Raw genomic sequence first — 21,487 nt, forward strand, 5'->3', positions numbered from 1 at the left:
AGTGGTCTCGACAAGGTCGACGAGCGGGGTGCAGCTCGACCGGCGAGTGGTCTCGACAAGCTCGACGAGCGGGGTGCAGCTCGACCGGCGAGTGGTCTCGACAAGCTCGACGAGCGGGGTGCAGCTCGACCAGCGGGGTGCAGCTCGACCAGCGGGGTGCAGCTCGACCAGCGGGCGGTCTCGACCAGCGGGCGGCGCCGCAGGCGAGGAGCGAAGCGACGCGCCGAGGACCGGCGCACGGTGCCTGCGCGCGCCGCGATGCAGGAGGAGGCGGCATCGGAGCGAAGCGACGACGCCGCCGACGACGAAGAGCGGCGCTGAAAGCGCAGGCGCCGTGCGCCCAAATCACACCGTGTCTGGGAACGCATCCTGCTTGTATCCGCCGCGGAGTCGGCCGTCGACATATGCGGTCTTGGTGGCGCGGCGGGCGATCTTGCCGCTGCTGGTGCGCGGGATCGAACCCGCGGGCACGAGCAGTACGTCGCGGGCCATGACGCCGTGGCGCTGGGCCACTGCGGCGCGGACGGTGTCGGCGATCTCCTGCGGATCGGTCTTCTTGCCCGGCCCGCGCTCGGCCACGATCACCAACTGCTCCGACGCGTCGTCGGCGTCGAATTTCAGTCCGCTGGCGGCGTTCTCGAAGACGACGCTCGGCAGCTGATTGGCGGGGACGGCGAAGGCGGCCACAAAGCCGGGACGCAGCGCGGTGCTGGCCTCCTGTGCGCTGAACTCGAGATCCTGCGGGTAGTGGTTGCGGCCGTCGACGATCACGAGGTCCTTGACACGGCCGGTGATGTACAGCTCGCCATCGAGCCACACACCGTAGTCGCCGGTGCGCATCCACTGGGCGTCAGCGGGTGCGCCGTCGGTGTGGCTGCCCTGTTCGAGCGGCGTGTCGATGGTGTTGTGGAACGTCGCTTCGCTCTCGTCGGGCTTGTTCCAGTAGCCGGCGCCGATGTTGAGTCCGTGCAGCCAGATCTCGCCGACCTCGCCGTCGGCCTTCTCGACGGCCTTTCCGGTCTCGTCGTATTCGGCGGCGTCGACGATGGTGGCCCACTGGCTCAACGCGACCTGTCCACAGGAGACCTGTGCGACGGCGTTGGGTGCGTGCTGGTCGACGACCTTCATGTGTCCGGCGTTGAGTTCGTCGCGGTCGACGTAGACGACCTTGGCCTCATTGTTGCGCTGCGTCGCGGAGACGAACAGCGTTGCCTCGGCCATGCCGTAGCAGGGCTTGATCGCGGTCTTGGGCAGTCCGTACGGACCGAATGCGTCGTTGAACTTCTTCATAGAGCTGACGGTGACGGGCTCGGAGCCGTTGATCAGTCCGATCACGTTCGACAGGTCGAGGTGCTCGCCGTCCTTGGGCAGACCGCGTGCCGCGGCGTGCTCGTAGGCGAAGTTCGGGGCCGCCGCGTATGTCTCGGCGCCGTCGCTGGCCGCCGCGAGTTCTTTGATCCAGCGTCCCGGCCTGCGGACGAATGCCTGCGGGCTCATGATCGTGATGTAGCGGCCGCCGAGCGCCGGGAGAATCACCGTGAGCAGGCCCATGTCGTGGAACATCGGCAGCCAGGTGACGCCGCGAGCGTTGCGGTCGATCTCGATGCAGTCGTAGATCTGCAGGCAGTTGGCTGCGACGGCCTCGTAGGTGATCTCCACGCCTGCGGGCACGCGGGTCGAGCCAGAGGTGTACTGGAGGTATGCGACTGTGTCGCGGTTGTGGTCCTTGCCGGCGACCGGGGCCACCCAGCTCGATCCGACCGAGTCGGGGACGGCGTCGACGGCGATCACGCGGGGACGTTCCTTCGCGGGCACTCCCGCAAAGAAGTCGCGCACGGCCTCGGCCGACTTGGTGGAGGTGAGGATTGCCGTCGGCTTGCAGTCAGCGAGCACTGCGGTCAGACGGTCGGTGTGTCCGGGCTCGTCGGGGCTGAAGAGCGGCACGGCGACGTTGCTCGCGTAGAGCGCGGAGAAGAAGCCGATCACGTACTCCAGCGATTGCGGAGCAAGAATCGCGACACGATCACCGGGCTTGGTGACCTGCTGCAGCCGGGCGGCGACCGCGCGCAGCCGCTTGCCGAACTGCGCCCAGGTCAGGTCTTGCGCCTCCCCGTCGCGTTCGCGGCTGTAGTCGATGAAGCGGTACGCCAGCGTGTCAGCCTGATCGCGCACGTTCCGCTCGACGTAGTCGACCAGCGTCGCGTCCTCGTTGAAATGCAGGTTGCCGCTCTCATCGAGGAACTGCTCAAATTCTGTGTTCAGCATCCATTACTCCTGTGGCCCCCTCGTGGGACGCCACGTCCGTGCGCCTCGTCGGCGCGGTGTCGTGGCACTCCCCGCAGGTACCACGTCTTTCGGGCGTCGTGTCCGCATAGATAACGCGTGACACGGTAGCGCACACTCGGCACTCACCCGAATTCTTGGTGTGTGGTGGATTGCACCTTCATGACGCCGAAATTCCGACATGTCCCGGGGTCATTCGCAGGCGAATTCACTTCAGCCCATTTCGACGAAGCCGAAATGGGCCGTCGACAATCTTACTCCCCCTTCAATTGTGCAAGTACAGGTGCAAACGCGTCCATCTGAGTGGGGAAGACGCCCACGTACGACATCGTCGTGCGTCGACGCACCTCGCGGATCTGGTCGGCGATCTCCTCGAACGAGCCGATCGCGATATAGGGCGACGTCAGCACATCGTCGACGGTGAACTCGGTGTCGTGAGCGATGTTCGGCGGGTAGCCCTGCGCCAGCGCCTTGAGTGCCATTTCGGCGGTGGCCTCGCGGTCGTCAGTGATGACGATGACGGCGATGGTCCAGTTGAGCTCGATGTCGGCGAAACGGTCGCCCGCGACCTCGCGGATGCGGTCGACGCGTGCCGCCGTCTTCTCGATCGTCATGTCCGACAGCTTCATCTTGCCGTCGGGGGTCGTGCCCGGTGCGACGGAGATGATGTCGGCGTGCTTGGCGGCAAGCGCAAGCATCTTGGGTCCGCCACCGCCGACAGCGATCGGCGGTCGGGGTCCCTGCCGCGGGCGAGGACTGCCCTCGAGGCCACGGATCTGATAGAACTCGCCGTCGAAATCGACGGTCTCGCCGCGCATCAGCTTGTCCAGGATGGTCAGCGATTCGTCGAGCTTCCTGATACGCACGCCGGGCGTCTCGAACTCGATGCCCGCCTTGTCGAACTCCTCCTTCATCCACCCCGCGCCGATGCCGAGTTCGAGTCGCCCCTTGCTCAGCACGTCGATCGTGTTGGCCTCCTTGGCCAGGATCGCGGGGTGACGGAACCCGTTGGCGAGCACAGAGGTACCCAGACGGATGGTGCTCGTCGCCTGGCTGAGCGCTCCGAGGGCCGCGAGCGGGCCGACCTGGTTGCCCAGGTGGTCGGGTACCGCGAACGTGTCGTAGCCGTACTCTTCCGCGGTCTGCGCCAGCTTCACGAACTTGCGGGCGCCGCCCTCGTCCTTGTTGCCCTCGCCGCCGGCTCCGAACCGAAACTTGCGCAGTTCACCGGGGTCACTCATCGTCGCCTGTTTCTCCTCACGCATCACTGCGGTTACCGGTTGGTTCTGGTGGGCGGGTGTGCCCGACCGCCCAACGGTAATGCAGGTCGACGGCCCTACCCAAACACGGCCCGACGGGACATATGACCTAGTGGGGCGCGGGCAGGACAGGCGAACGCGACGAGCCGACGCCGCGTGCCGGTCCGTTGTTGTCGTCGGATCGGACGCGACGTCGGATCTGCGTCAGTTGTGCGCGGGGTGCGGGGCGTCGGCGATCACTTTGTTCGACCAGCCGTACATCCACTGGGTGGCACTGATGCCGTCGAGCTGCCAGTAGCGTTTGGTCGCGTACATGGCGTGAACGGGATTGTTGATGGCGCCCGCGAGCTGACCGACGGCGCCAACCGGATTGGCGACGGTTGGCGAATCGCAGATGAGATCGCCTGGCGCACAGATCGATTGGACCCGGTCACGCAGATCACCGAAGCCACCGCTACGCGGTCCCGTCATCGTGATCCCTGGCACGAGCTTGCCCATTCCGCTGAGCGCAACCTCCGCGCCGACACCGTCGGGGTCGGGACCGATGTCGTTCTGCTGCCCCTTCTCGCGTCGGCCGTCGGCGATGAGTCCGACGCCGAGCACCAGATCTTGATCCGACGCGTCGATCGGGCCGCTCCCGTTGCCGATGTTGCTCGCGAGGTCGCCGCCGATGACCGCGCCCTGCGAGAAGCCCATGATCACGTAGCGCGTCAGCGGACACTTCTTGTTGGTGTCACGCAGCTTTGCCGCAGCACGGTTGTAGCCCTGCTGCCGCGACACGTTGTAGTCGGCCTGACGATCGTTGAGATTGGTCGGGTTACGGAACTGCGCGATGTAGGGAACGGTGTAGACCTCGGTGCGCGAGGTCGGGTACTCGTTCTGCAGCGCCGTGGACACCCGACGCATCAGCGACGCCTTGTTGGCCGTCGGATTCATCGGGTCGTCGTCTGCCGACGATTCCCAGGTGCCCGGGATGACAAGCGTCAGCACGTCCGGGCAGTCCGCGGATTGCGCTTCCGGACGCCCCGGCGACGGCGCACTGGTCGACGGCCCCTGACCGCCGGGAATGCTCGGCGGTCCGGGTTTGAGCAGAGTGATCACCAAGATCACGATCAATACGATCGCAATGATGACGAGAAGGGCTAGGAACAGGGCGATTCGACCCAGTCGACGACCCTTACGTCGACCAGTGGCACCTCGCTTGGCTGCCACCCCTAGCAGTAGTTGTCACGTGCGGCTTTGATGACCTTGTCCGCCTTCGAATTCGCGTCGGCAGCGTTCTTCGAACTCGGGCCGATCATCGCCGTGACGAAAGCCTTCACGGTCGTCGGATCGGCTCCCTTGGCCTGCTGTGAACAGACGTATTCGGCACTGTTGAGTGCGACGGAGTTGTCGGAGTCGCCCGCGAAGCTGACGTTTTGATCCTTGAGGACCTGCAGATACTTCTTACCCTTGTCGCTCACTGGCTCACCGCCGGGTCCGGGGAAGTTCTCGGGCACCTTGGTGCCATTATTCGGTGCCGTCGCGGGCAGCGTCGTCGAACCCGACACCTTGGTGCCGCCCGGCGCGGCGGATTCCGACGACGCACGCTCCGATTCCGACGACTTCGCGGCCGACGACGACGGAGACGAGTACATCGACGTCGTCGTGACGGGGTCGCTCGTGATCGGCGCACTAGCTGTCGAATCGTCCGAGCATGCGGTCAAACCGCCCGCCAGGGCCAGTCCGGCCACCATCACACCCAACCCGAAGAACTTCCTCATCATCACTTCCTCATCACAACCCGACCGGCGTTGTCGGCACCGTGCCAGGCTACTCCGACCGCAAGCCGCCGCCGACCATCAAATGGGCGTCACCTGCGAAAATGCTGTGATTCCTCAGCGAGATCTCAGCGCACCCACACCCGGCGCCGAGCCTGCGCCGATCAACCGAACACACTCGACACCGGGTGAGACGACTTGCGGTCATTTGCCGATGACCGTCCCGCCATTGGCGGTCCAGGAAATCTTGCCGCGCTCGAACGTGTTGAAGCGTCCCTTGCCATCCCTGGTGGGCAGTTCGTCGCTGGTCGGCAGACCCAGTTTGCCGCCGGGACCACCGATCGAGGCGTATGCCCCACCGATCGCGCCCGCGACCTCCTTGGGCCCCTTGGGACCCGTGATCACGCGACCCTTGTAGAAGTCCTGCGCGCGTCCACCCGGTACCGCGTACTCGGGGGTGAGGCAGCCTCCCAGCTTGTTGGCGTCGGCGACCTTCTTGAACGCCGCCGACGGACGGCACGCGACCTTGTCGCCGCCGAGTCCCAGCGCCGCCGCGGCCTGAGGCCACGCCTGTGCCATCTCGAACTCCCAGTAGGCCCAGGTGTGGGTTCCGGACGGTCGGTACACCGCCTGCCCCGGGATGCCGAGCTCGTTCAGCTTGATCGCGAACTGCTGCGACGTGACACGGCTGAGCAGTTCCAGACCGACGCCCGAGTAATTCGTTGCGAGCAGCGGGATGTCCGACGGCTTGTCATGCGGTCCGACGAGTCCGTTGCCCGACGAGACGTAAAGGCTTGTGCCACGCAGCTTGTCGGCGATCAGGAAGGGGTCGTGCTCCTTCCAGGCCGGGTCGCTCGGCGGCCCGAACATGTTCATCGAGTTGTAGCCACCGCCGTCGCGCTGCGCGAACTGGATTGCCTGCGGCATACCCGTCGACGTCAACTGCAGAATGCCCGAGAACGATGCCACGAACTTGTAGAAGCCCGGGTTGCGCGCCGCGAGCATCATCGCGCCGGTGCCGCCCATGGAGAGTCCCTCGATGCCGCGGACATCCGTCGAACGCCAATCGCCTTCGATGATCGGCGGCAACTCGTGGATGAGGAACGTCTCCCACTTGTAGGTCTTGCCGCGGTCTGGCTGCTTCCAGTCGGTGTAGAAGCTCGACTCGCCACCGATCGGCAGAACGACGTTGACGTTCTTGTCCTTGTAGAAGTCGACGATGTTGGTGTTCAGCACCCACCCGCTCTGGTCGTCCTGCGCACGCAGGCCGTCGAGCATGGTCAGTTGTGGGAACTTGGCGTCCGGGCGCGCCCACCAGTCGCGCGCCAGCAGGATCTGCACCTGGATGTCGGTGTTCATCGCAGGCGAGTGCACCCACAGTGCGACGCGCCGGTCGGTGTACCAGAACACCTTCGTGACGCGTGCGGGCTGAGCAGGTGCCGCTGCAGGCTGCGCGGGCGCTGCCTGCTCGGCAGGCGCCGCCGGTTGAGCCGGAGCCGGCTGGGCGGGAGCTGCCGGTTGGGCCGGAGGTGCGGCGGGCGGATCGGCAGGCGCCGACGCCTGGCCTGCCATCGTCATACCGACGGCCACGGCGATCGTCGCCGACACCGTCGCCGCGACACGCGTGATTCGACGTCCCCGTCGCCATCCGTGCTCGTTCGTCACCCGATCCCCCTTCGCGCGATCAGCGCGTACCGCTCGACGCATTCGATTCCCACTCCTTCGCACCGGTGGGGCGGAACTCCGCTGTGCACACGGTCTGCGCACACCTCAGAAATCACATTCATCCCACTAGCCACATTTTGCCTCAGGTGTTTCTTACCCTGTCCGGACAGTGAATCCATGCGCGACGCGCTGAGGCGTGTGAGATTTCTGTGACTTGTGATGCGTATGGGGCAAGCCGACGTTGTGGTTTCGAGGTCGGTCACCACACAAAGCGACCCCGATCGGAAGTCCCGATCGGGGTCGCTTGTGAGTAAACGCTACTGCTCAGATCAGCGGAAGAAGCCTCGCTGGTAGGCGTTCCACACCATGTCCTGCCAGTAGCCCCACGCGTGGGTGCCGTTGGCGTCGTAGGTCATCAGGTTGATGCCCTGCGTGAACGCGGCGACCTCGAATGCCTTGCGCTGTGCGAGTGCCAGCAGCTCGAGCGTCGAACCCTTGAACAGGTCGTCGAAGACGTTCGGCAGCGCGTTGTAGCGGCCGAAGAGTCCGTTGCCCGATCCGGTGAACACCTTGAGGTGGTGCATCCGGTTGATCAGCATGAACGGATCGTTGTCGTACCACCGCTGATCCCACGGCGCGCCCCACATGGCGTCGACGTTCCACGGCTTGGGGTCGACGTCGAGCATGGCCAGTCGAAGCATGGTGTGCATGCCCGGGGCGCTCAGGAAGTCGTAGCCCGACAGCGAGCCTGCCGCGTAGTAGAGATCGGGACGCTTGGCCGCGAGGACGAGCGCCGCGTTACCACCGGACGAGATGCCCATGATGGCGTACTTGCCGCCCTTGCCCTTGAAGCCCTTCTGACGCAGAGCCGGAGCGAGGCGGTTCTGGATCACGCACTCCCACATGTAACGACGCTGCTGGCCGTTGAAGTTACTGGGTGCATTCCAGTTGGTGTAGAAGCTGGCAGGCCCGCCGATCGGCTCAACGACGTTGACGCCGCGGTTGACCAGTTCCTGGACGTTGGTGTTGATCTCCCAGCCCGAGAAGTCGTACTGGGCGCGCATACCGTCGAGAAGGATCACGGTGCGGGTATTGCCCGGCTTGAACCAGGAACGCACCTTGACCCTGCCGGGATTCATCGACTTGTTGCCGAACGCCCCATTGGTCGGCATGCCGCAGGCGTCGATCCACCACTCGTTCTTGCCCGCGGGGGTCCCGTTGACACGTGCATCTGCTGTACCGGTGCCCGTGATGACCGACGCGAGACCCGCGATCGTCATCAGCGCGACCGTCACCGCAACCAACCGGCTGCGCAACCGGAATCCACCGCGCTTACCGGGTGTCATCGCTCCCGACCTCACCGCTACTCCCATCGACCAAACTCTCCTCTGTTACCAGTCCCCATGCGCCCCACAGGACACACCAGGCACCAGATCGTTACGTGCGCGATATCAACCCGACCGGCTTGGCCATCCCTGGACGACGCCCTTGCTCGTCGCTTGCGGTCTCCACACGAGCTGTGCGAGACACGCCCCCGAGTGCGATGCACCACTACTTCATGCGCAATGCACAACGATTCGGGAGCCTATTGCATAGTCCAACACACTGACAATCAGTGTGACCGCCGCCACATGGACCGTCTTACGACGTCGACGTGGTGCCGATCGACCAATACCGCTCGGTCTTATCTCTCATCGCTTTATCAGGCTCCGACGTTACCTATCCGATACATAACAGGACAAATCTGTCATGCGCTTAGCCACCCTTAAGGTGTCTGACCTGCACAGATCGTTGGGTGATTTGTCCAGATTGTGACGCTCATCTCGGGTGCATGCGGGGCGGAACGGGCAGTCCGCAGCGCTGGAGTTCGTACTCCGGGTTGCGCTGAATGCGGTAGTCGGAGAAGCCGAACGACTGCGGCAGATTCTTCTTGAAACGCTCGAAGGACCACGTGTCCTTATACGACTCGATCCGATCGACGGTCTGCGAACACGTCAGCGCTTCCTTCGCCTGCGCAACCATGTCCTCGTCGAGGAAGCCCGGCAGCACCGGCCATTTGGGATAGGCACCGGACTCCGCGATGACCCACTCGGCGGGCAGGTTCTTGTCGTGCCCGATGCGACCGTCCTCGAGGCGTTCGGTGTGTGCGGCGATCGGGTACGCGAGGCCCATCTGATCGATCACGCGGACGTCGAGCGGAGCGTTCATGCTCGTCATCCCGAGATTGAGGAAGTAGACGGTCGCCTTGCGCTCTGACTGCGGGGTGTTGTCCGGCAGCTTGGCCACGTACCACTCGTCGTAGTTGTTCGACGGCAGGATCACTCCACCCTGCGTTCGGTACTCGTCGATCCGCTCGACCATGGCACGCATGCGCGGGTAGTCGAGGTAGTCGGCTGCGGTGACCGGGTTTTCGTTGCCCATGTTGGTGACGTAGAACCGACGCTCGTCGACGATGCCGCTGCGTCCGATGTCGATGCCCGCGTTGGGCAGCACCTTCTCGTGGCAGACGATCGCCCACACGAGCGTCGTGATCCACAGTGCAGCCATCACGGTCGCACCGCCTAGTTGCACCATCACGCGTCGGCGCCGACCCCGGTCCTTCACCGCGTCGACGCCGCGTCCGAAGGCCGCGCGCACATCGGCAAGGGCGGGCAGCGAGAGCGGTATGACCATGACCGGGAGCAGGATCGTGAACATCGGCGTCAGCAACACACGGCCGTGCATGAAGTCGCCGCCCTGGCGCAGCCAGTAGACGCCGTCGATCAGTCCCGCGACCACGATGGCAACGGTGACGGTCGTCGGCGTCTGGAGGTTGCGCGACCAGCGCGACAGCCGCTCGCGCACCGTCGGGCGTTCTTTCTCCTTCGACGACGCCTCGACGCCCGAGTCGTCGCGTGTGCGCGCGCTGTTCATCCGGGTGCCGATGACGATCAAGACCCCTGCGACGACAGCCAGGATGACGGGAAGGACAAGCGTGTAGGGGCCGAAGAGGTTGCCGAGGTAGATGAAGCCCTGATGCCACTTGGAGCCGCTCGCGTCCTTCGCGACAGCAGGGTTGGGCACGAGCAGTGCGTAGTAGCCCATCCGGAAGATCTGGTAGCCCACCGGCAGCACCGCAGCGCACACCACCACACCGACGCGCATCTTCCATGTCAGCGGCGCCAGGAAGACCAACACCAATGCGATCCCGCCGACCACGGTGAGTTCCGGTCGGATCAACGGCGCGAGCCCCGCCCAGAACGCGAGGAACAGCGTCGCCGCGGCTCCTCGGTAACCCGCGGTTCGTCGCGCACCCGCGTTCTGTGGGGCGTCGCCCTCGGCCCGTCTCCGGGACCACGCGATCAGCAGACACCAGAGCACCGCGACCCAGAAGATGCACAGGCCGTTTTCCAGACCACTCGTGGCGAAGTCACGCGCGGGCGGGATCGCGACGTAGACGATCGCACCCAGTGGCAACAGCAACGTGATCCCGGTTGCAGCGGGACCGCTGATGCGCGGTCCGAGCAGTCGTGCCGTGCCGTACATCGCGATCGGGATCGCCGACACCGAGAGCACCAACGCGACCCAGAGCGCGACGTACTCGAGCTGGCCGTCGGTGACCCAGGCCCAGAACCACAGCAGGTAGGTCCACGCCGTCGAGGTGTTTGCCTCGACACGCTCGCCGGCATTGAACACCGGGCCGTTGCCCGCGAAGAGGTTTCGCAGGGTGCGCAGCACGATCAGACCGTCGTCGGCGATCCACCGACGCTGCCATGCTCCGATCGCGAAGAATGTTGTGACCCCGATCGCCCCGATCAGGAAACTGACCGTCGCCGTCCACTCACGTGGTCCCCACGACGACAGAAATCTCCGACGCCCCGCTCCCGGCGGATGGCCCGCGGCCGCATCCTCGTCGTCTGCGTCAGCCGTGTCGTCCTCGTCGGCCGCGTCAGCTGTGTCGTCGTCAACCCGGTTATCAGAGCCGACGGCAACGTCGTCGTCAACATCGCCGGGTTCCCCGCCGACTGGACCGGGTTCCTGCTCTGCGGCGCCGGACCCCTTGCCGACGACGGGGATCACCATCGTGACGTCGGTGTCGAAATCGCGGTCATCTGCGGCAGTAGCGTCGGTGCCGGCAGTCTCTCGAAGTCTGTGCCGCCCCGCGCGAGCGGGCTCGTCACGAACGTCAGACGGCATAGACCGCGACACCAACACAGACGATCCATGCCAGCGCCAGGATCTGCAGAATGCGGTCGCCGAAGGCGATCTCTTCGGGTTCGCCCGCGGTACCGCCGTCGACGACGACGGCGTAGCGCAGAATCGCGATGGTGAACGGCACCATCGAGATGGCGTACCACACGTTGGTGTCGTGGCCGGAGTTCTTGTCGAACGCCCACAGGCCGTAGAACGCGACGACGAGCGTGGCCGAGAGCGTCCAGACGAAGCGCAGGTAGCTCGTGGTGTAGTACTGCAACGACTTACGGATCTTGGCGCCGGTGTGCTCGGCGAGCACCAGCTCGGCGTAGCGCTTGCCCGCCGCCATGAACAGCGATCCGAAGGCCATGACCAGCAGGAACCACTGCGACAGTTTGATGTCGGTCGCGGTACCACCGGCGATCGCTCGCAGCAGGAATCCGGACGAGACGATGCAGATGTCGATGACCGGCTGGTTCTTGAGCCCGAAACAGTAGCCGAGCTGGATCACCAGGTACACCGCGATGACCACCGCGGTCTGCCAGTTCGCCGAGTAGGCGATCAGCAGCGATGCAACGCCGAGCACCACTGCCAGCACATACGCGAGCTTGACGGGCACGACGCCCGCGGCGATCGGCCGATACCGCTTGGTCGGGTGGTTGCGATCGGATTCGACGTCGATCGCGTCGTTGATCAGGTAGATGCACGACGACGCGAGACAGAATGCCACGAAGGCGATCCCGGCGCGGCCGAGCACATGTGCGTCGGTGATGCTGCCCGCGGCCAGCGGAGCTGCCAGCACCAGGACGTTCTTCACCCACTGCCGTGGGCGGAGCGCCTTGATCAGGCCGTCGACCCGGTTCTTCGGCGGCCCGACCTTCTTGCCGCTCTCGATGGGCTCCTCGCTCATGCCTCTCCTCGGTTCCTGATCGCCCACGCGGCCGCTGTCCGTGCGGTCTGCCCGGGCACCAGCGCAAGCGCACCGGCTCGGGCCGCCACACGCGCGGTGCGCGTGGCGTGCGGATGCCCTGCAGCCGTCCGTGATGCCTGCTCGAACAGCGTGTCAGCACCGATGACGGCTCCAGCACCCAGCGCGCCGAGTGCGGCTCCCGCGGCGACGTCGCTCGGATAGTGAACCCCGAGCACAAGCCGCGACGTGAGCATAGGTGGCACCAGAAGTGCCGGTAGCAGGTAGGGCGGCAAACCGGCGGCCCGACCGATCAGAATCGACGCCGCGGTGGTCGACGTCGCGTGCGACGACGGAAAGCTCAGCTTGCTCGGCGTCGACACCCCGATACGGATTCTGGGGTCGTGCGGGCGGGGGCGTCGGACGATGCGTTTGATGATCACCGACGCCGCGTGCGTACCGAATGCACCGACTCCGGCCTCGACCCATCGCCGCTGCGCCGTGGCGTCGCCTCGACGACGAGCGGCGGCGTACCCGAGTCCCGAGATGGCCAGCCAACCGAGCGAATGCTCGCCGAAATGCGAGAGGGCCCGCGCTGTCGGGAGCACGCCGGGACGGTCGTAGAGCGCATCCTGAATGGCGATCAGCGCGTCGACCTCGCGGCTCTCGCCGCGACTGACCGCATCGTTCGACGATTCGTCGCGTTCGGCGACATCCCGATCATTCGATTCCGAAGACACCCGCCCAGCTCTCCTTACTGGTCAAGTCCTGATGGGCGGCGCGGTAGCGCTGCGCCATCTCAGGAAACCTCTCGTTGAGTTCACGCACCAGGGCAGCGGATTCGCGTGCAAGCGCGATCATCTTGTCGCGGTCTCGCTGGCGGTACACCACTCCCCGACCGTCCGCCGTGGTGACCGTGACGCCGTCGACCCGTCCGAGCGAGAACCACCGGGCCTCGATCGGCGGGTAGTTGGCTTGCGGCACCTCGTGATGACGAGGGTCTGCTGGGCGCAGGTTGTTGACCACCGACGCCGCGAGCGCCTTCAGCTTGCTCACCGGGTTGGTCGGCACGTTGACACCGAGATGCGTTGCCTCCCCGCTGGTTCGGGGCAGTTCGGTTGCCGAGGGCAGCACCACCGCGTCTGGGTACTGCTTGCGCATCTCTGCGATCTTGGGAAGCGCGGTCGGCAACAGGTCGCGGATGTGATCGGGCCCCGCGAGGAAGTCGCGGATCGCTTCGTTCTGAATCGCGACCGTCGAATATTCAAGACTCAGAAGATGTTTGGCCGTCGCCTTGACCATCGACTGGAGAATTCCCTTGATCGGACCGTCGTGGTGGATCGAGGCGACGACGAGCCTGTTGCGCAGGTGGAAGTACGCCTGCCAGTCGATGGCGTCGTCCTTGTCACTCCAGGCCATGTGCCAGATGGCGATTCCCGGGATCGTCGCCGTCGGGTAGCCCGCTTTCGCGGCGCGGAGGGCGTACTCCCAGTCGTCCCACTTGATGAACAACGGCATCGGTAGGCCGATCTGCTCCGCGCACTCGCGCGGGATCATGCACATCCACCAGCCGTTGCCCTCGACGTCGATCCGACGGTGCAGGTTCTTGGAATTCTCCCTGTCGCGCAACGGGTACTGAGCGAAGTCGTGGTCGTACTCGACGAAGGGCGCGGCCGTCCACATGAAGTTGTGGTGATTGATCACCTCACCCATCGAATGCAGGTGACTGCGGTCCTGCAGGTTGAGCATCTGACCGCCAACGAGCATGGGCGACTTGGCAAATCGCGACATCGCGAGCGCGCGCAGGATGGAATCCGGCTCGATTGCGATGTCGTCGTCCATGTAGAGGATGTACGGGCTGTCGGTGAGCCGCAGCGCCTCGTACATGATGCGCGCATAGCCGCCCGAGCCACCGAGGTTGCCCTGGTCGAAGATGTGCAACCGATCGCCGAGCGCTGCGGAAGCTTCTTCGTAGCCCGGCTCGTCGACCACATTGCGCGTGCCCTGGTCGGGCATCAGCACGGCGTCGATCACCGCGTCCACCAACGGATCCGACGTGAGCGCCGCCAGCGCGTTGACCGCGTCCGTCGGCCGGTTGAACGTCGGGATGCCGACGGTGACGCGCTTGGTGTCCGGACCTGTCGACGCTGCAACCGCCGAATACCAACCCGCCGAGACGATTTCGGTGTCGGTGTCGGTGGTGACGTCGAACCAGATCCATCCGCCGTCTTCGAACGGACCTAGGTCGAGCTCGAATTCGATGACGCCGTAACCGTGTTCGTCGGTGGGCACCAGGTCGCCGCCGATACCGATACGCGAACCGTCGACCTTGGAGCGGTACAGGTCGACACGGCATGTGCCGCGGACCTCGACGCGCAGTACGACCGACTTCAGAACCGACCAGCGTCGCCAATACGACGCCGCGAACGCGTTGAAGTAGGTCTCGAAGCTGACCTCCGACTCGCCTGCCAGCAACACCGACGTCCGGGTCGGCGCGTGGGCACGACGAGTGTTGTTGTCGGACTCCACCTGATAGAGCGAGCGCACGTCGATGGGCTCACCCGGCCGCGGGAAGATGACCCGCTGCAGCAGTTCGACGGCCTTCGACTCGGGAACGCTCGGCGCAGCCGCGGGCTGCGCCCCGGTGGTCGCGGTCGTCTCGTCGGACGTCGTCGTGTTGGAAACAGTCACACTCATCTACTCCGCCTCCGCGAGCGGCGCACCATCACTCAGGTGCGGCGCCAGCGTGTTCTCGAACATGGTGAGCGCACTCGCGATCGCCATGTGCATGTCCAGGTATTGGTAGGTGCCCAACCGGCCGCCGAACAACACCTTGGCGTCCGCGGTCTCGGTCTTGGCGAGTTCGCGGTAGGCGGCGAGCTTGTCGCGGTCTTCCGGGGTGTTGATCGGGTAGTACGGCTCGTCGTCGTTGTTGGCGAATCGGCTGAACTCGCGCATGATGACGGTCTTGTCCGTCGGATAGTTCTTGCGCTCGGGGTGGAAGTGGCGGAACTCGTGGATGCGCGTGAACGGGACGTCGGCGTCGTTGTAGTTCATCACCGGAGTGCCCTGGAAGTCGCCAGTGGCCAGTACCTCGGTCTCGAAATCGAGGGTGCGCCAGCCCAGGCGTCCCGCCGAGTAGTCGAAGTACCGGTCGAGCGGGCCGGTGTAGACCACCGGGGCGTCGGGGTTGGCGGCCCGGATCTCGTCACGGACGGCGAACCAGTCGGTGTCGGTGCGCACCTCGATGCGCTCGTCGGCCGCCATGTTCTCCAGCCACGCGGTGTAGCCGTCGACCGGCAGCCCCTCGTAGGTGTCGTTGAAGTAGCGGTTGTCGAAGGTGTAGCGCACCGGCAGTCGCGTAATGTTCGACGCAGGCAGATTCTTGGGGTCGGTCTGCCACTGCTTGGCCGTGTAGGCCTTGATGAACGCCTCGTACAACGGGCGCCCGATCAGGCTGATCGCCTTCTCCTCGAGGTTCTTGGCGTCCTTGGTGTCGATCTCGCTGGACTGCTCGGCGATCAGTTCCCGCGCCTCGTCGGGGCTGTAGTACCGACCGAAGAACTGCGACACCAGCCCCAGTCCCATCGGGAACTGGTACGCCTGGCCGTCGTGCATGGCGAACACCCGGTGCTGATAGCCGGTGAAGTCGGTGAACTTGTTGACGTAGTCCCACACCTTCTTGTTCGACGTGTGGAAAAGATGGGCGCCGTATTTGTGCACCTCGATGCCGGTTTCGGGCTCGGCCTCTGAGTAAGCATTGCCACCGATGTGCGACCTGCGCTCGACCACCAGAACCCGCTTGTCGAGTTGGGTCGCCGCGCGCTCGGCGATGGTGAGACCGAAGAACCCGGATCCGACGATGATCAGATCAAAGGATGAGTTCGACGCGACGGTGCTATTGGTGGCCACGGGTGTTCAGGGTAACGGACCCGACAAAGTAGTCGTCCACACACGCAGGGGTCGGGGCCGGCCAGCCGCGCGGGGACGACGGACGCGCGAGGTGATGGACACGCGCGAACACGCCGCGACGACGGCGAGAGCGCCGCGTCGAGTTGTGATGTGCGCCGACTACGCAATCGGGGCTGGCCAGGACTCGTATACTCGGTTCATTGGGCTGTAGAAATCGGCTCACCGAAGACTGTGCATCGCAGCTCGTGTACCGCTGTTTGTGTACTGCGGATTGCGCAACTCCCCGTAGGAGTCCGCCAATGACCTCCCAGCACGTCACTCCACCAATACTGTCGCCCACACACGCACACGATTCGTCGCCTGACGTCCCGATTCCGCCTCGCACGCCGATGACCCGCTTCTTTCCCGCGCCGACGCGCAATCAGTCGCCGAAGTCGTTCGGTACCCCCGAACCGGAGTGGCTCACCTGGCTGGCCTCGCAGACCTGGCCACAGGTTGTGTTCGACATCGATCGCCTCGTCGTCGTCGCAGCTCATCCCGACGACGAGATCCTGGGAGCCGGCGGTCTCGTGCACACCGCGGCGTCGCAGGGCATCGAGGTGGTCACGATCTGCGCGTCCGACGGCCACGCGACGCACCCCGGATCGCCCGAGCAATTGGCAAACCGTCGGCATCTCGAACTCGACACCGCGTCGATGCTGCTCGGCCTCGACCTCCCACGATGGGGTGGCCTCCATTCGGGGACGCTCCAGCAGTACCCCGACCGCCTCGACGCGATGATCAGAAACATCCTCGACGCCCGGCCGGGCGCCCGCAACGGCCTGTTGGCCGTGTGGGATCACGACGGCGAGTCCGACCACGAAGCCGTCGGCCAGGCTGCCATGCGTATCGCCAAACCACTGGGTATCCAACTGTGGATGTACCCGATCTGGCTGTGGTATTGGGCGCGGCCCGGCGACGTGAACGTGCCGTGGCATCGAGTGCAGACCGTCGGCGTCTCGCCGACCGTGATGGCCGTGAAGAACGCCGCCGCACGCTCCTTTGCGGAGCAGAAGCGCCCGCGCACCCCGGACGACAACCCCCAGCCCGTGCTCGGTGGTTCGATCACATCGCATCTCCTGCGAGGTACGGAGTATGTTTTCGGCTGATAGGTCCAGGCAGTACGTCCGTGCGCAACCCCAAACGCGCGCATGCGGCGAAGTGCTGTGTGGATGCTGTGCGGAAGGAGTAACCGTTGACTGACCTCACCTCGCGGACAACCGCGCCGACCACATGGACGGGCACCGAGATCGCTGAGAAGAGCTCGGAGATCGCCCGCATTGTCGCGCAACTGCAATCGGAGAGCACCGACAGCGACATGCTGCTGCGCCTGTTCACCAAAGCCGCCGCCGAGGCGATCGGCTCGGACTATGCCAGCATCACCATCGTCACCGAAGGCCGGATCGAGACACCCGTGATGATCGGCGAGATCGCGGCACAATCGGACGCGCTTCAACAGGAACTCGGCGAGGGACCGTGCATCCGCTCGGCCACCGACGACACCACGATCTGGATCGACGACATGCGTCGAGAAACGCGCTGGCCGACGTTCTGCGCGGCGGCCGCCGACCTCGGCATCGGGTCGATGGCGTGCTTCTGCCTCTACATCGCGGGCGAAGAGCGCGGCGCACTCAACCTGCACAGCACTGTTCCGAACGCCTTCGACGACGAGGCGCGGGCCCTCGGCCAGTTGTTCGCCGCCCACACCGCGACTGCGTTCTCCGCGGTGCGCGAGAAGGAGCAGCTCCGCACGGCACTGAGTTCACGCGACCTGATCGGCCAGGCCAAGGGCATGCTGATGGAACGGTACCGACTCAGCCCCGACCAGGCGTTCAGCCTCCTCGCGCGGCTCTCCCAGGACTCGAACACCAAACTCGTCGACATCGCCGCACAGGTCGTCGACGCCGGCCCGGAGTAGTCCGCTCAGCGCAGTCGGTCGGCGCGCGGGAAGCCGAGCACCGGGACGCCGCCGCGCTGCTGGAAGTCGGCCAGCCCCTTGCCCGCGAGCGCGTGGGCGCCGGTCGGCTGGCTGAAGAACATCATGCCCTTCTGGAAGAGCTGCGTGACCCCTGCGCCGTCGGGCGTCAGCGTCGGTACCCCGACCGCCTGGCCGAGCGGCCCGGTGACGCCACCGAGATCACCGAGCTTGCCGTTGAGAGCGTCGGTCGCGATGCCGAGGAGCTTCGACGACCCCGGCACGAGGTTGTCGGCCAGTCCGGTCAGCGAGTCGGGGATCAGCGAGCCGAGATCGGCGGAACCCAGCCCGGCGCCCGCACCCGGCCCCGTCGGCGGGGTCACGATCTTCGGCTTACTCGTCTGGCCCTTGACCGAGAACCACGACGACTTGAGCTGCAGCTTGGTCCGAACGTCTTCGCCGGTCGCCTCGACGGTGCCGCCCGAGCCCGAGACCCGGACCCGCAACGCTCGGCCGTTCTCGGGCCCGAGTCCGTTGGCCTCGATCACCTCGAAGCTACGCAGCGCTCCGACCCCGAAAGCGGACGCGATGCTCGCCCCACTCACGGTGGCAGTCCAATTATGTTCCGGCGCAATCGAATCGCCCTCGTCGACGACAGCCGGGAAACGTCCACCCGCGGTGTAACCACCGGTCGACGCCGAGAACTCGGTGAACGCGGGCTGGCCGTTCTGCCGCAGGATCTGTCCCGACGTCGCGTCGGCCGCTCGGTTGGTGCGCGGGTCCTCACCCGCCACGCCGCCGTACATCTGGGAGTTCTGCGTGTCGTCGATCTTCTTACCGCCCGCGATGGCCGACAGCGCGTAGCTACGCGCGACGACGGCCTGCGCCTTGAGCGCTTCCATGCCGCCCGAGTCGCCCCAGCCGGGAATGCTCTCCTTGGCGATCACACCCTTGACGTAGTCGTCGAGGTTCAGTTTGTTGACCACGCGTCCGCCGTCGAGCCCGAGTGAACCGCGATACGCAGCGTTCGACCCACAGAACTTCAGCAACTCGTTTGCGGGACGATTGGTGGCCGGGTTGATCGGATCGACGAAGGTCGCGGGCACCGATCGCAGTGCGCCACCGCCGCAGCCGCTGGTGATGGTCGCGGTTCCGCCAGAGATGCTGACCGCCTGCCCCGGCTGCACCTGCACGTTCCCGACCCGTGCACCAGCATCCGCCCGCACGTTGACCGCGGATTGCTTACTGAGTCCGACGGTGATGTCGGGCCGGTCGGCCTTGCTCAGCGTCGTACCGCCGTAGAAGTGCTGGAGGATCTTCGACGACGACCAGCCCTTCTTGGCGTACCCGTATGCACCCCACTGGCCCATTCCGCGGCCGTGACCGTGTCCGTGTCCGATCAGGACCACGCCGGCGTCGGCCGCGAGACCGATGTCGGAGCGCGACGAGTAGCCGTCGCCCGCGATGACCCCTCCGACCAGCAGCGCAGGGGCAACGGCACAGATGACCGCAGATGATGTTCGACGACGTCGACTCCCCGGACGCGCCCGGGAGACGAACGGATTCGACAGTCGGAGTTTCACGGCTGTCCGCACCTCCAGCACGCAGTTGGTCAGGCAATCCCCATCGAGGACTGTTACAGATGTGACTAATGGGACTTATGTGACCATAGTGATTCTTCTTCCAAATACCAACCTCAGGGCATAACAACCGCGTCACGAGTTAAACAGCCCTCGCCCCCGAACCCGGCGCATCCCACTCTCACAGCGCGCTCGGTAACCCCGACCGCGCGTGCCCACATTTCGGATCGTCGCAGTTCTTAACCTGTCGGTCGCTCACGACGCTTCCTATCGTTCGACGCACCACTGCGGCCCGTCCGCCGCACGGCATCACGCAGATCGACGACTCACCGACATCAGAACTGCACCGACTTCCACCTCCAGGGGACACCTCATGACAAACACGCTCGACGCCGCTCCGGAGACCCAGATCTCGCGCCTCACGGTGCCCGAGATCGACGACCTGCCCGACGATCTTCAACGCCAGATCCGTTCCATCGAGCGTCAATTGGGCTACATCCCCAACTGGGTGCGCGCGTTCGCGCTCGGTGGCGCACACGCCGCACGGTTCAACGAGTACATCCTCGGGCTGCTCGATCCCAACGCCGGCCTGCTCCCCTACGCCGATCGTGAACTGATCGCGACCGTCAGTTCCGCCGAAAACGGTTGCTCCTATTGCCGTCTCAATCACGCCGTCAGCCTCGGCGATGCACTCGGCGACAAGAAGCTCGGCACCCGCATCGCCGTCGACTACCGCGAGGTCCGTGAACTCACCGCCCGTCAGCGCACGCTCGCCGACTTCGCGGCCACACTCTCGGTCCGCCCCGGCGAGGTCTCCGACGACGACCTCACCAAGCTGCGCGACCTCGGACTCGACGACGCCGCGATCTACGAGGCGATCCAGGTCGTCGCAGCTTTCGCCGCAGCGAACCGGTTCAGCATCGCGCTGCAGGTACGCCCCGACGACCAGTTCTTCGACTGACACTCCCGCACATCAGCCGCGCCCGAGAATCTCTAGCCCGAGAAGCTCTACAGCGAAACCCCGACAACGGACACTCCACAAAGGAAACGCCATGACAGAGACAACAATTCAACCGGCAACCACCGAATGGGTGATCCCGGAGGACACCCTCGAACGCTTCCGCGAGCGCGCCGTCACCCATGATCGCGACAACACCTTCTTCGCCGACGACCTCGCCGACCTCTCCGAACTCGGCTACCTGCGCGCCACGCTGCCCGTCGAACGCGGTGGCCTCGGCCTGACGCTGCACCAGCTCAACGCCGAGCAGCGTCGCCTGGCCACGTTCGCGCCAGCCACCGCGCTCGGGATCAACATGCACCTGTACTGGGTCGGCCCGATCACCGATCAACTCGCACAGGGCAATTCAGATGTCTCATGGCTCGCCGACGAGGTCGCCGCGGGCAAGGTCATCGCCGCAGGACACGGCGAACCCGGCAACGACCTCGTCATCGACGATTCGACGACCATCGCGACGCCGGTCGAGGGTGGTTACCGCATCACCGGCCGAAAGATATTCACCTCGCTGTCACCGGCATGGGATTGGCTCGGTGTGCACGCCCGCGACAACTCCGATCCCGAACACCCAAAGATCGTGCACACCTTCATTCCTCGCGGAGAAGAAGGCGTCACCACCGTCGAGACCTGGGACACCCTGAGTGTGCGGGCAACAGCAAGCCACGACACGCTACTCGACAACGTCTTCGTTCCGCACGAACGCACCGTCGGCGTCGTCGAACTCGGCGAACAACCCACCGGATACGTCGCGGGCATCTTCGGGTGGGTACTCCCGGCGCTCGGCAACATCTACGTCGGAATCGCCCGCCGCGCACTCGATCTCGCAATCGCCTCCGCGACGTCGCGCAGCGCACTCAGCCTCGACGGCGAGACCGTCGCCCACAAGCCGTTCACGCAGTATCACGTCGCGGAGGCCGAGTTGGCACTCGAAGCCGTGACCGGTGCATTGGACGATCTCACCAAATCGCTCACCGCCGGT

Annotated in this window: 17 protein-coding genes; 5 read left to right on the plus strand and 12 right to left on the minus strand. The window is 65.2% G+C overall.

The genetic code is table 11. The features are described 5' to 3' along the window. Nucleotides 1–321 (plus strand): hypothetical protein (locus tag A5777_RS25000; protein ID WP_197502311.1); only part of this gene is annotated, 321 nt, incomplete at its 5' end. A 24-nt stretch (nt 322–345) separates the two neighbouring features. Here A5777_RS25000 and fadD32 read toward each other — a convergent pair. The 11 genes from fadD32 to glf form a co-directional block, all read right to left on the minus strand. Then, a complete protein-coding gene (gene fadD32 / locus A5777_RS07355; RefSeq protein WP_064862154.1) occupies nt 346–2,265 on the minus strand; it encodes a long-chain-fatty-acid--AMP ligase FadD32 in 1,920 nt (639 codons plus the stop codon). A 272-nt stretch (nt 2,266–2,537) separates the two neighbouring features. Then, a complete protein-coding gene (locus tag A5777_RS07360; protein ID WP_005208221.1) occupies nt 2,538–3,524 on the minus strand; it encodes an LLM class F420-dependent oxidoreductase in 987 nt (328 codons plus the stop codon). Between the two features lie 222 nt (nt 3,525–3,746). Continuing rightward, nucleotides 3,747–4,754, minus strand: a complete 1,008-nt coding sequence (locus A5777_RS07365) for a cutinase family protein (RefSeq protein WP_064862155.1) — start codon at nt 4,752–4,754, stop codon at nt 3,747–3,749. 2 nt (nt 4,755–4,756) lie between these two features. Next, nucleotides 4,757–5,305 (minus strand): DUF732 domain-containing protein, encoded by a 549-nt coding sequence (locus A5777_RS07370; RefSeq protein WP_156529306.1) that lies wholly within the window; start codon nt 5,303–5,305, stop codon nt 4,757–4,759. 201 nt (nt 5,306–5,506) lie between these two features. Then, a complete protein-coding gene (locus A5777_RS07375) occupies nt 5,507–7,009 on the minus strand; it encodes an alpha/beta hydrolase-fold protein (RefSeq protein ID WP_372495437.1) in 1,503 nt (500 codons plus the stop codon). A gap of 287 nt (nt 7,010–7,296) precedes the next feature. Further along, nucleotides 7,297–8,313: an alpha/beta hydrolase gene (locus A5777_RS07380; RefSeq protein WP_064862156.1), complete on the minus strand. Its 1,017-nt coding sequence runs from the start codon at nt 8,311–8,313 to the stop codon at nt 7,297–7,299. Nucleotides 8,314–8,785: 472 nt separating this feature from the next. Further along, nucleotides 8,786–11,143: a flagellar motor control protein ZomB gene (gene zomB / locus A5777_RS07385; protein WP_064862157.1), complete on the minus strand. Its 2,358-nt coding sequence runs from the start codon at nt 11,141–11,143 to the stop codon at nt 8,786–8,788. Beyond that, on the minus strand, nt 11,133–12,050 hold the full coding sequence (locus A5777_RS07390; protein WP_005206257.1) for a decaprenyl-phosphate phosphoribosyltransferase: 918 nt from the start codon (nt 12,048–12,050) through the stop codon (nt 11,133–11,135). Before A5777_RS07390 ends, zomB begins: the two co-directional genes overlap by 11 nt. Beyond that, nucleotides 12,047–12,787: a phosphatase PAP2 family protein gene (locus A5777_RS07395; protein WP_064862158.1), complete on the minus strand. Its 741-nt coding sequence runs from the start codon at nt 12,785–12,787 to the stop codon at nt 12,047–12,049. Before A5777_RS07395 ends, A5777_RS07390 begins: the two co-directional genes overlap by 4 nt. Then, a complete protein-coding gene (locus A5777_RS07400) occupies nt 12,768–14,744 on the minus strand; it encodes a glycosyltransferase (protein WP_064862159.1) in 1,977 nt (658 codons plus the stop codon). The genes A5777_RS07395 and A5777_RS07400 overlap by 20 nt, the downstream gene beginning before the upstream one ends. Next, nucleotides 14,745–15,959, minus strand: coding sequence for a UDP-galactopyranose mutase (gene glf / locus A5777_RS07405; RefSeq protein WP_005206252.1), 1,215 nt, complete (start codon nt 15,957–15,959; stop codon nt 14,745–14,747). A 299-nt stretch (nt 15,960–16,258) separates the two neighbouring features. Between glf and A5777_RS07410 the strand changes: the two genes are divergently transcribed. Continuing rightward, nucleotides 16,259–17,107, plus strand: coding sequence for a PIG-L deacetylase family protein (locus tag A5777_RS07410; protein ID WP_005206250.1), 849 nt, complete (start codon nt 16,259–16,261; stop codon nt 17,105–17,107). A gap of 86 nt (nt 17,108–17,193) precedes the next feature. Next, nucleotides 17,194–17,916, plus strand: a complete 723-nt coding sequence (locus A5777_RS07415; protein ID WP_005206248.1) for a GAF and ANTAR domain-containing protein — start codon at nt 17,194–17,196, stop codon at nt 17,914–17,916. 5 nt (nt 17,917–17,921) lie between these two features. On the opposite strand, the gene A5777_RS07420 is transcribed toward A5777_RS07415, so the two are convergent. After that, nucleotides 17,922–19,496, minus strand: a complete 1,575-nt coding sequence (locus A5777_RS07420) for a SpoIID/LytB domain-containing protein (protein ID WP_156529307.1) — start codon at nt 19,494–19,496, stop codon at nt 17,922–17,924. 370 nt (nt 19,497–19,866) lie between these two features. Between A5777_RS07420 and A5777_RS07425 the strand changes: the two genes are divergently transcribed. Together A5777_RS07425 and A5777_RS07430 are read left to right on the plus strand one after the other, a co-directional pair. Further along, nucleotides 19,867–20,454, plus strand: coding sequence for a peroxidase-related enzyme (locus tag A5777_RS07425; RefSeq protein ID WP_064862160.1), 588 nt, complete (start codon nt 19,867–19,869; stop codon nt 20,452–20,454). Between the two features lie 91 nt (nt 20,455–20,545). Then, the coding region (locus tag A5777_RS07430; protein ID WP_064862161.1) for an acyl-CoA dehydrogenase family protein at nt 20,546–21,487 on the plus strand (942 nt) is incomplete at its 3' end.

Source organism: Gordonia sp. 852002-10350_SCH5691597 (genome assembly GCF_001665715.1).
GTDB classification, from domain to species: domain Bacteria; phylum Actinomycetota; class Actinomycetes; order Mycobacteriales; family Mycobacteriaceae; genus Gordonia; species Gordonia sputi.

What these genes read in the sequence shown, in the direction of transcription:
- fadD32 (WP_064862154.1), bottom strand. Translation starts at nt 2,265, where the DNA reads ATGCTGAACACAGAATTTGAGCAGTTCCTCGATGAGAGCGGCAACCTG.
- A5777_RS07375 (WP_372495437.1), bottom strand. Translation starts at nt 7,009, where the DNA reads ATGCGTCGAGCGGTACGCGCTGATCGCGCGAAGGGGGATCGGGTGACG.
- zomB (WP_064862157.1), bottom strand. Translation starts at nt 11,143, where the DNA reads ATGCCGTCTGACGTTCGTGACGAGCCCGCTCGCGCGGGGCGGCACAGA.
- A5777_RS07400 (WP_064862159.1), bottom strand. Translation starts at nt 14,744, where the DNA reads ATGAGTGTGACTGTTTCCAACACGACGACGTCCGACGAGACGACCGCG.
- A5777_RS07370 (WP_156529306.1), bottom strand. Translation starts at nt 5,305, where the DNA reads ATGAGGAAGTTCTTCGGGTTGGGTGTGATGGTGGCCGGACTGGCCCTG.
- A5777_RS07380 (WP_064862156.1), bottom strand. Translation starts at nt 8,313, where the DNA reads ATGACACCCGGTAAGCGCGGTGGATTCCGGTTGCGCAGCCGGTTGGTT.
- A5777_RS07360 (WP_005208221.1), bottom strand. Translation starts at nt 3,524, where the DNA reads ATGAGTGACCCCGGTGAACTGCGCAAGTTTCGGTTCGGAGCCGGCGGC.
- A5777_RS07425 (WP_064862160.1), top strand. Translation starts at nt 19,867, where the DNA reads ATGACAAACACGCTCGACGCCGCTCCGGAGACCCAGATCTCGCGCCTC.
- A5777_RS07390 (WP_005206257.1), bottom strand. Translation starts at nt 12,050, where the DNA reads ATGAGCGAGGAGCCCATCGAGAGCGGCAAGAAGGTCGGGCCGCCGAAG.
- A5777_RS07410 (WP_005206250.1), top strand. Translation starts at nt 16,259, where the DNA reads ATGACCTCCCAGCACGTCACTCCACCAATACTGTCGCCCACACACGCA.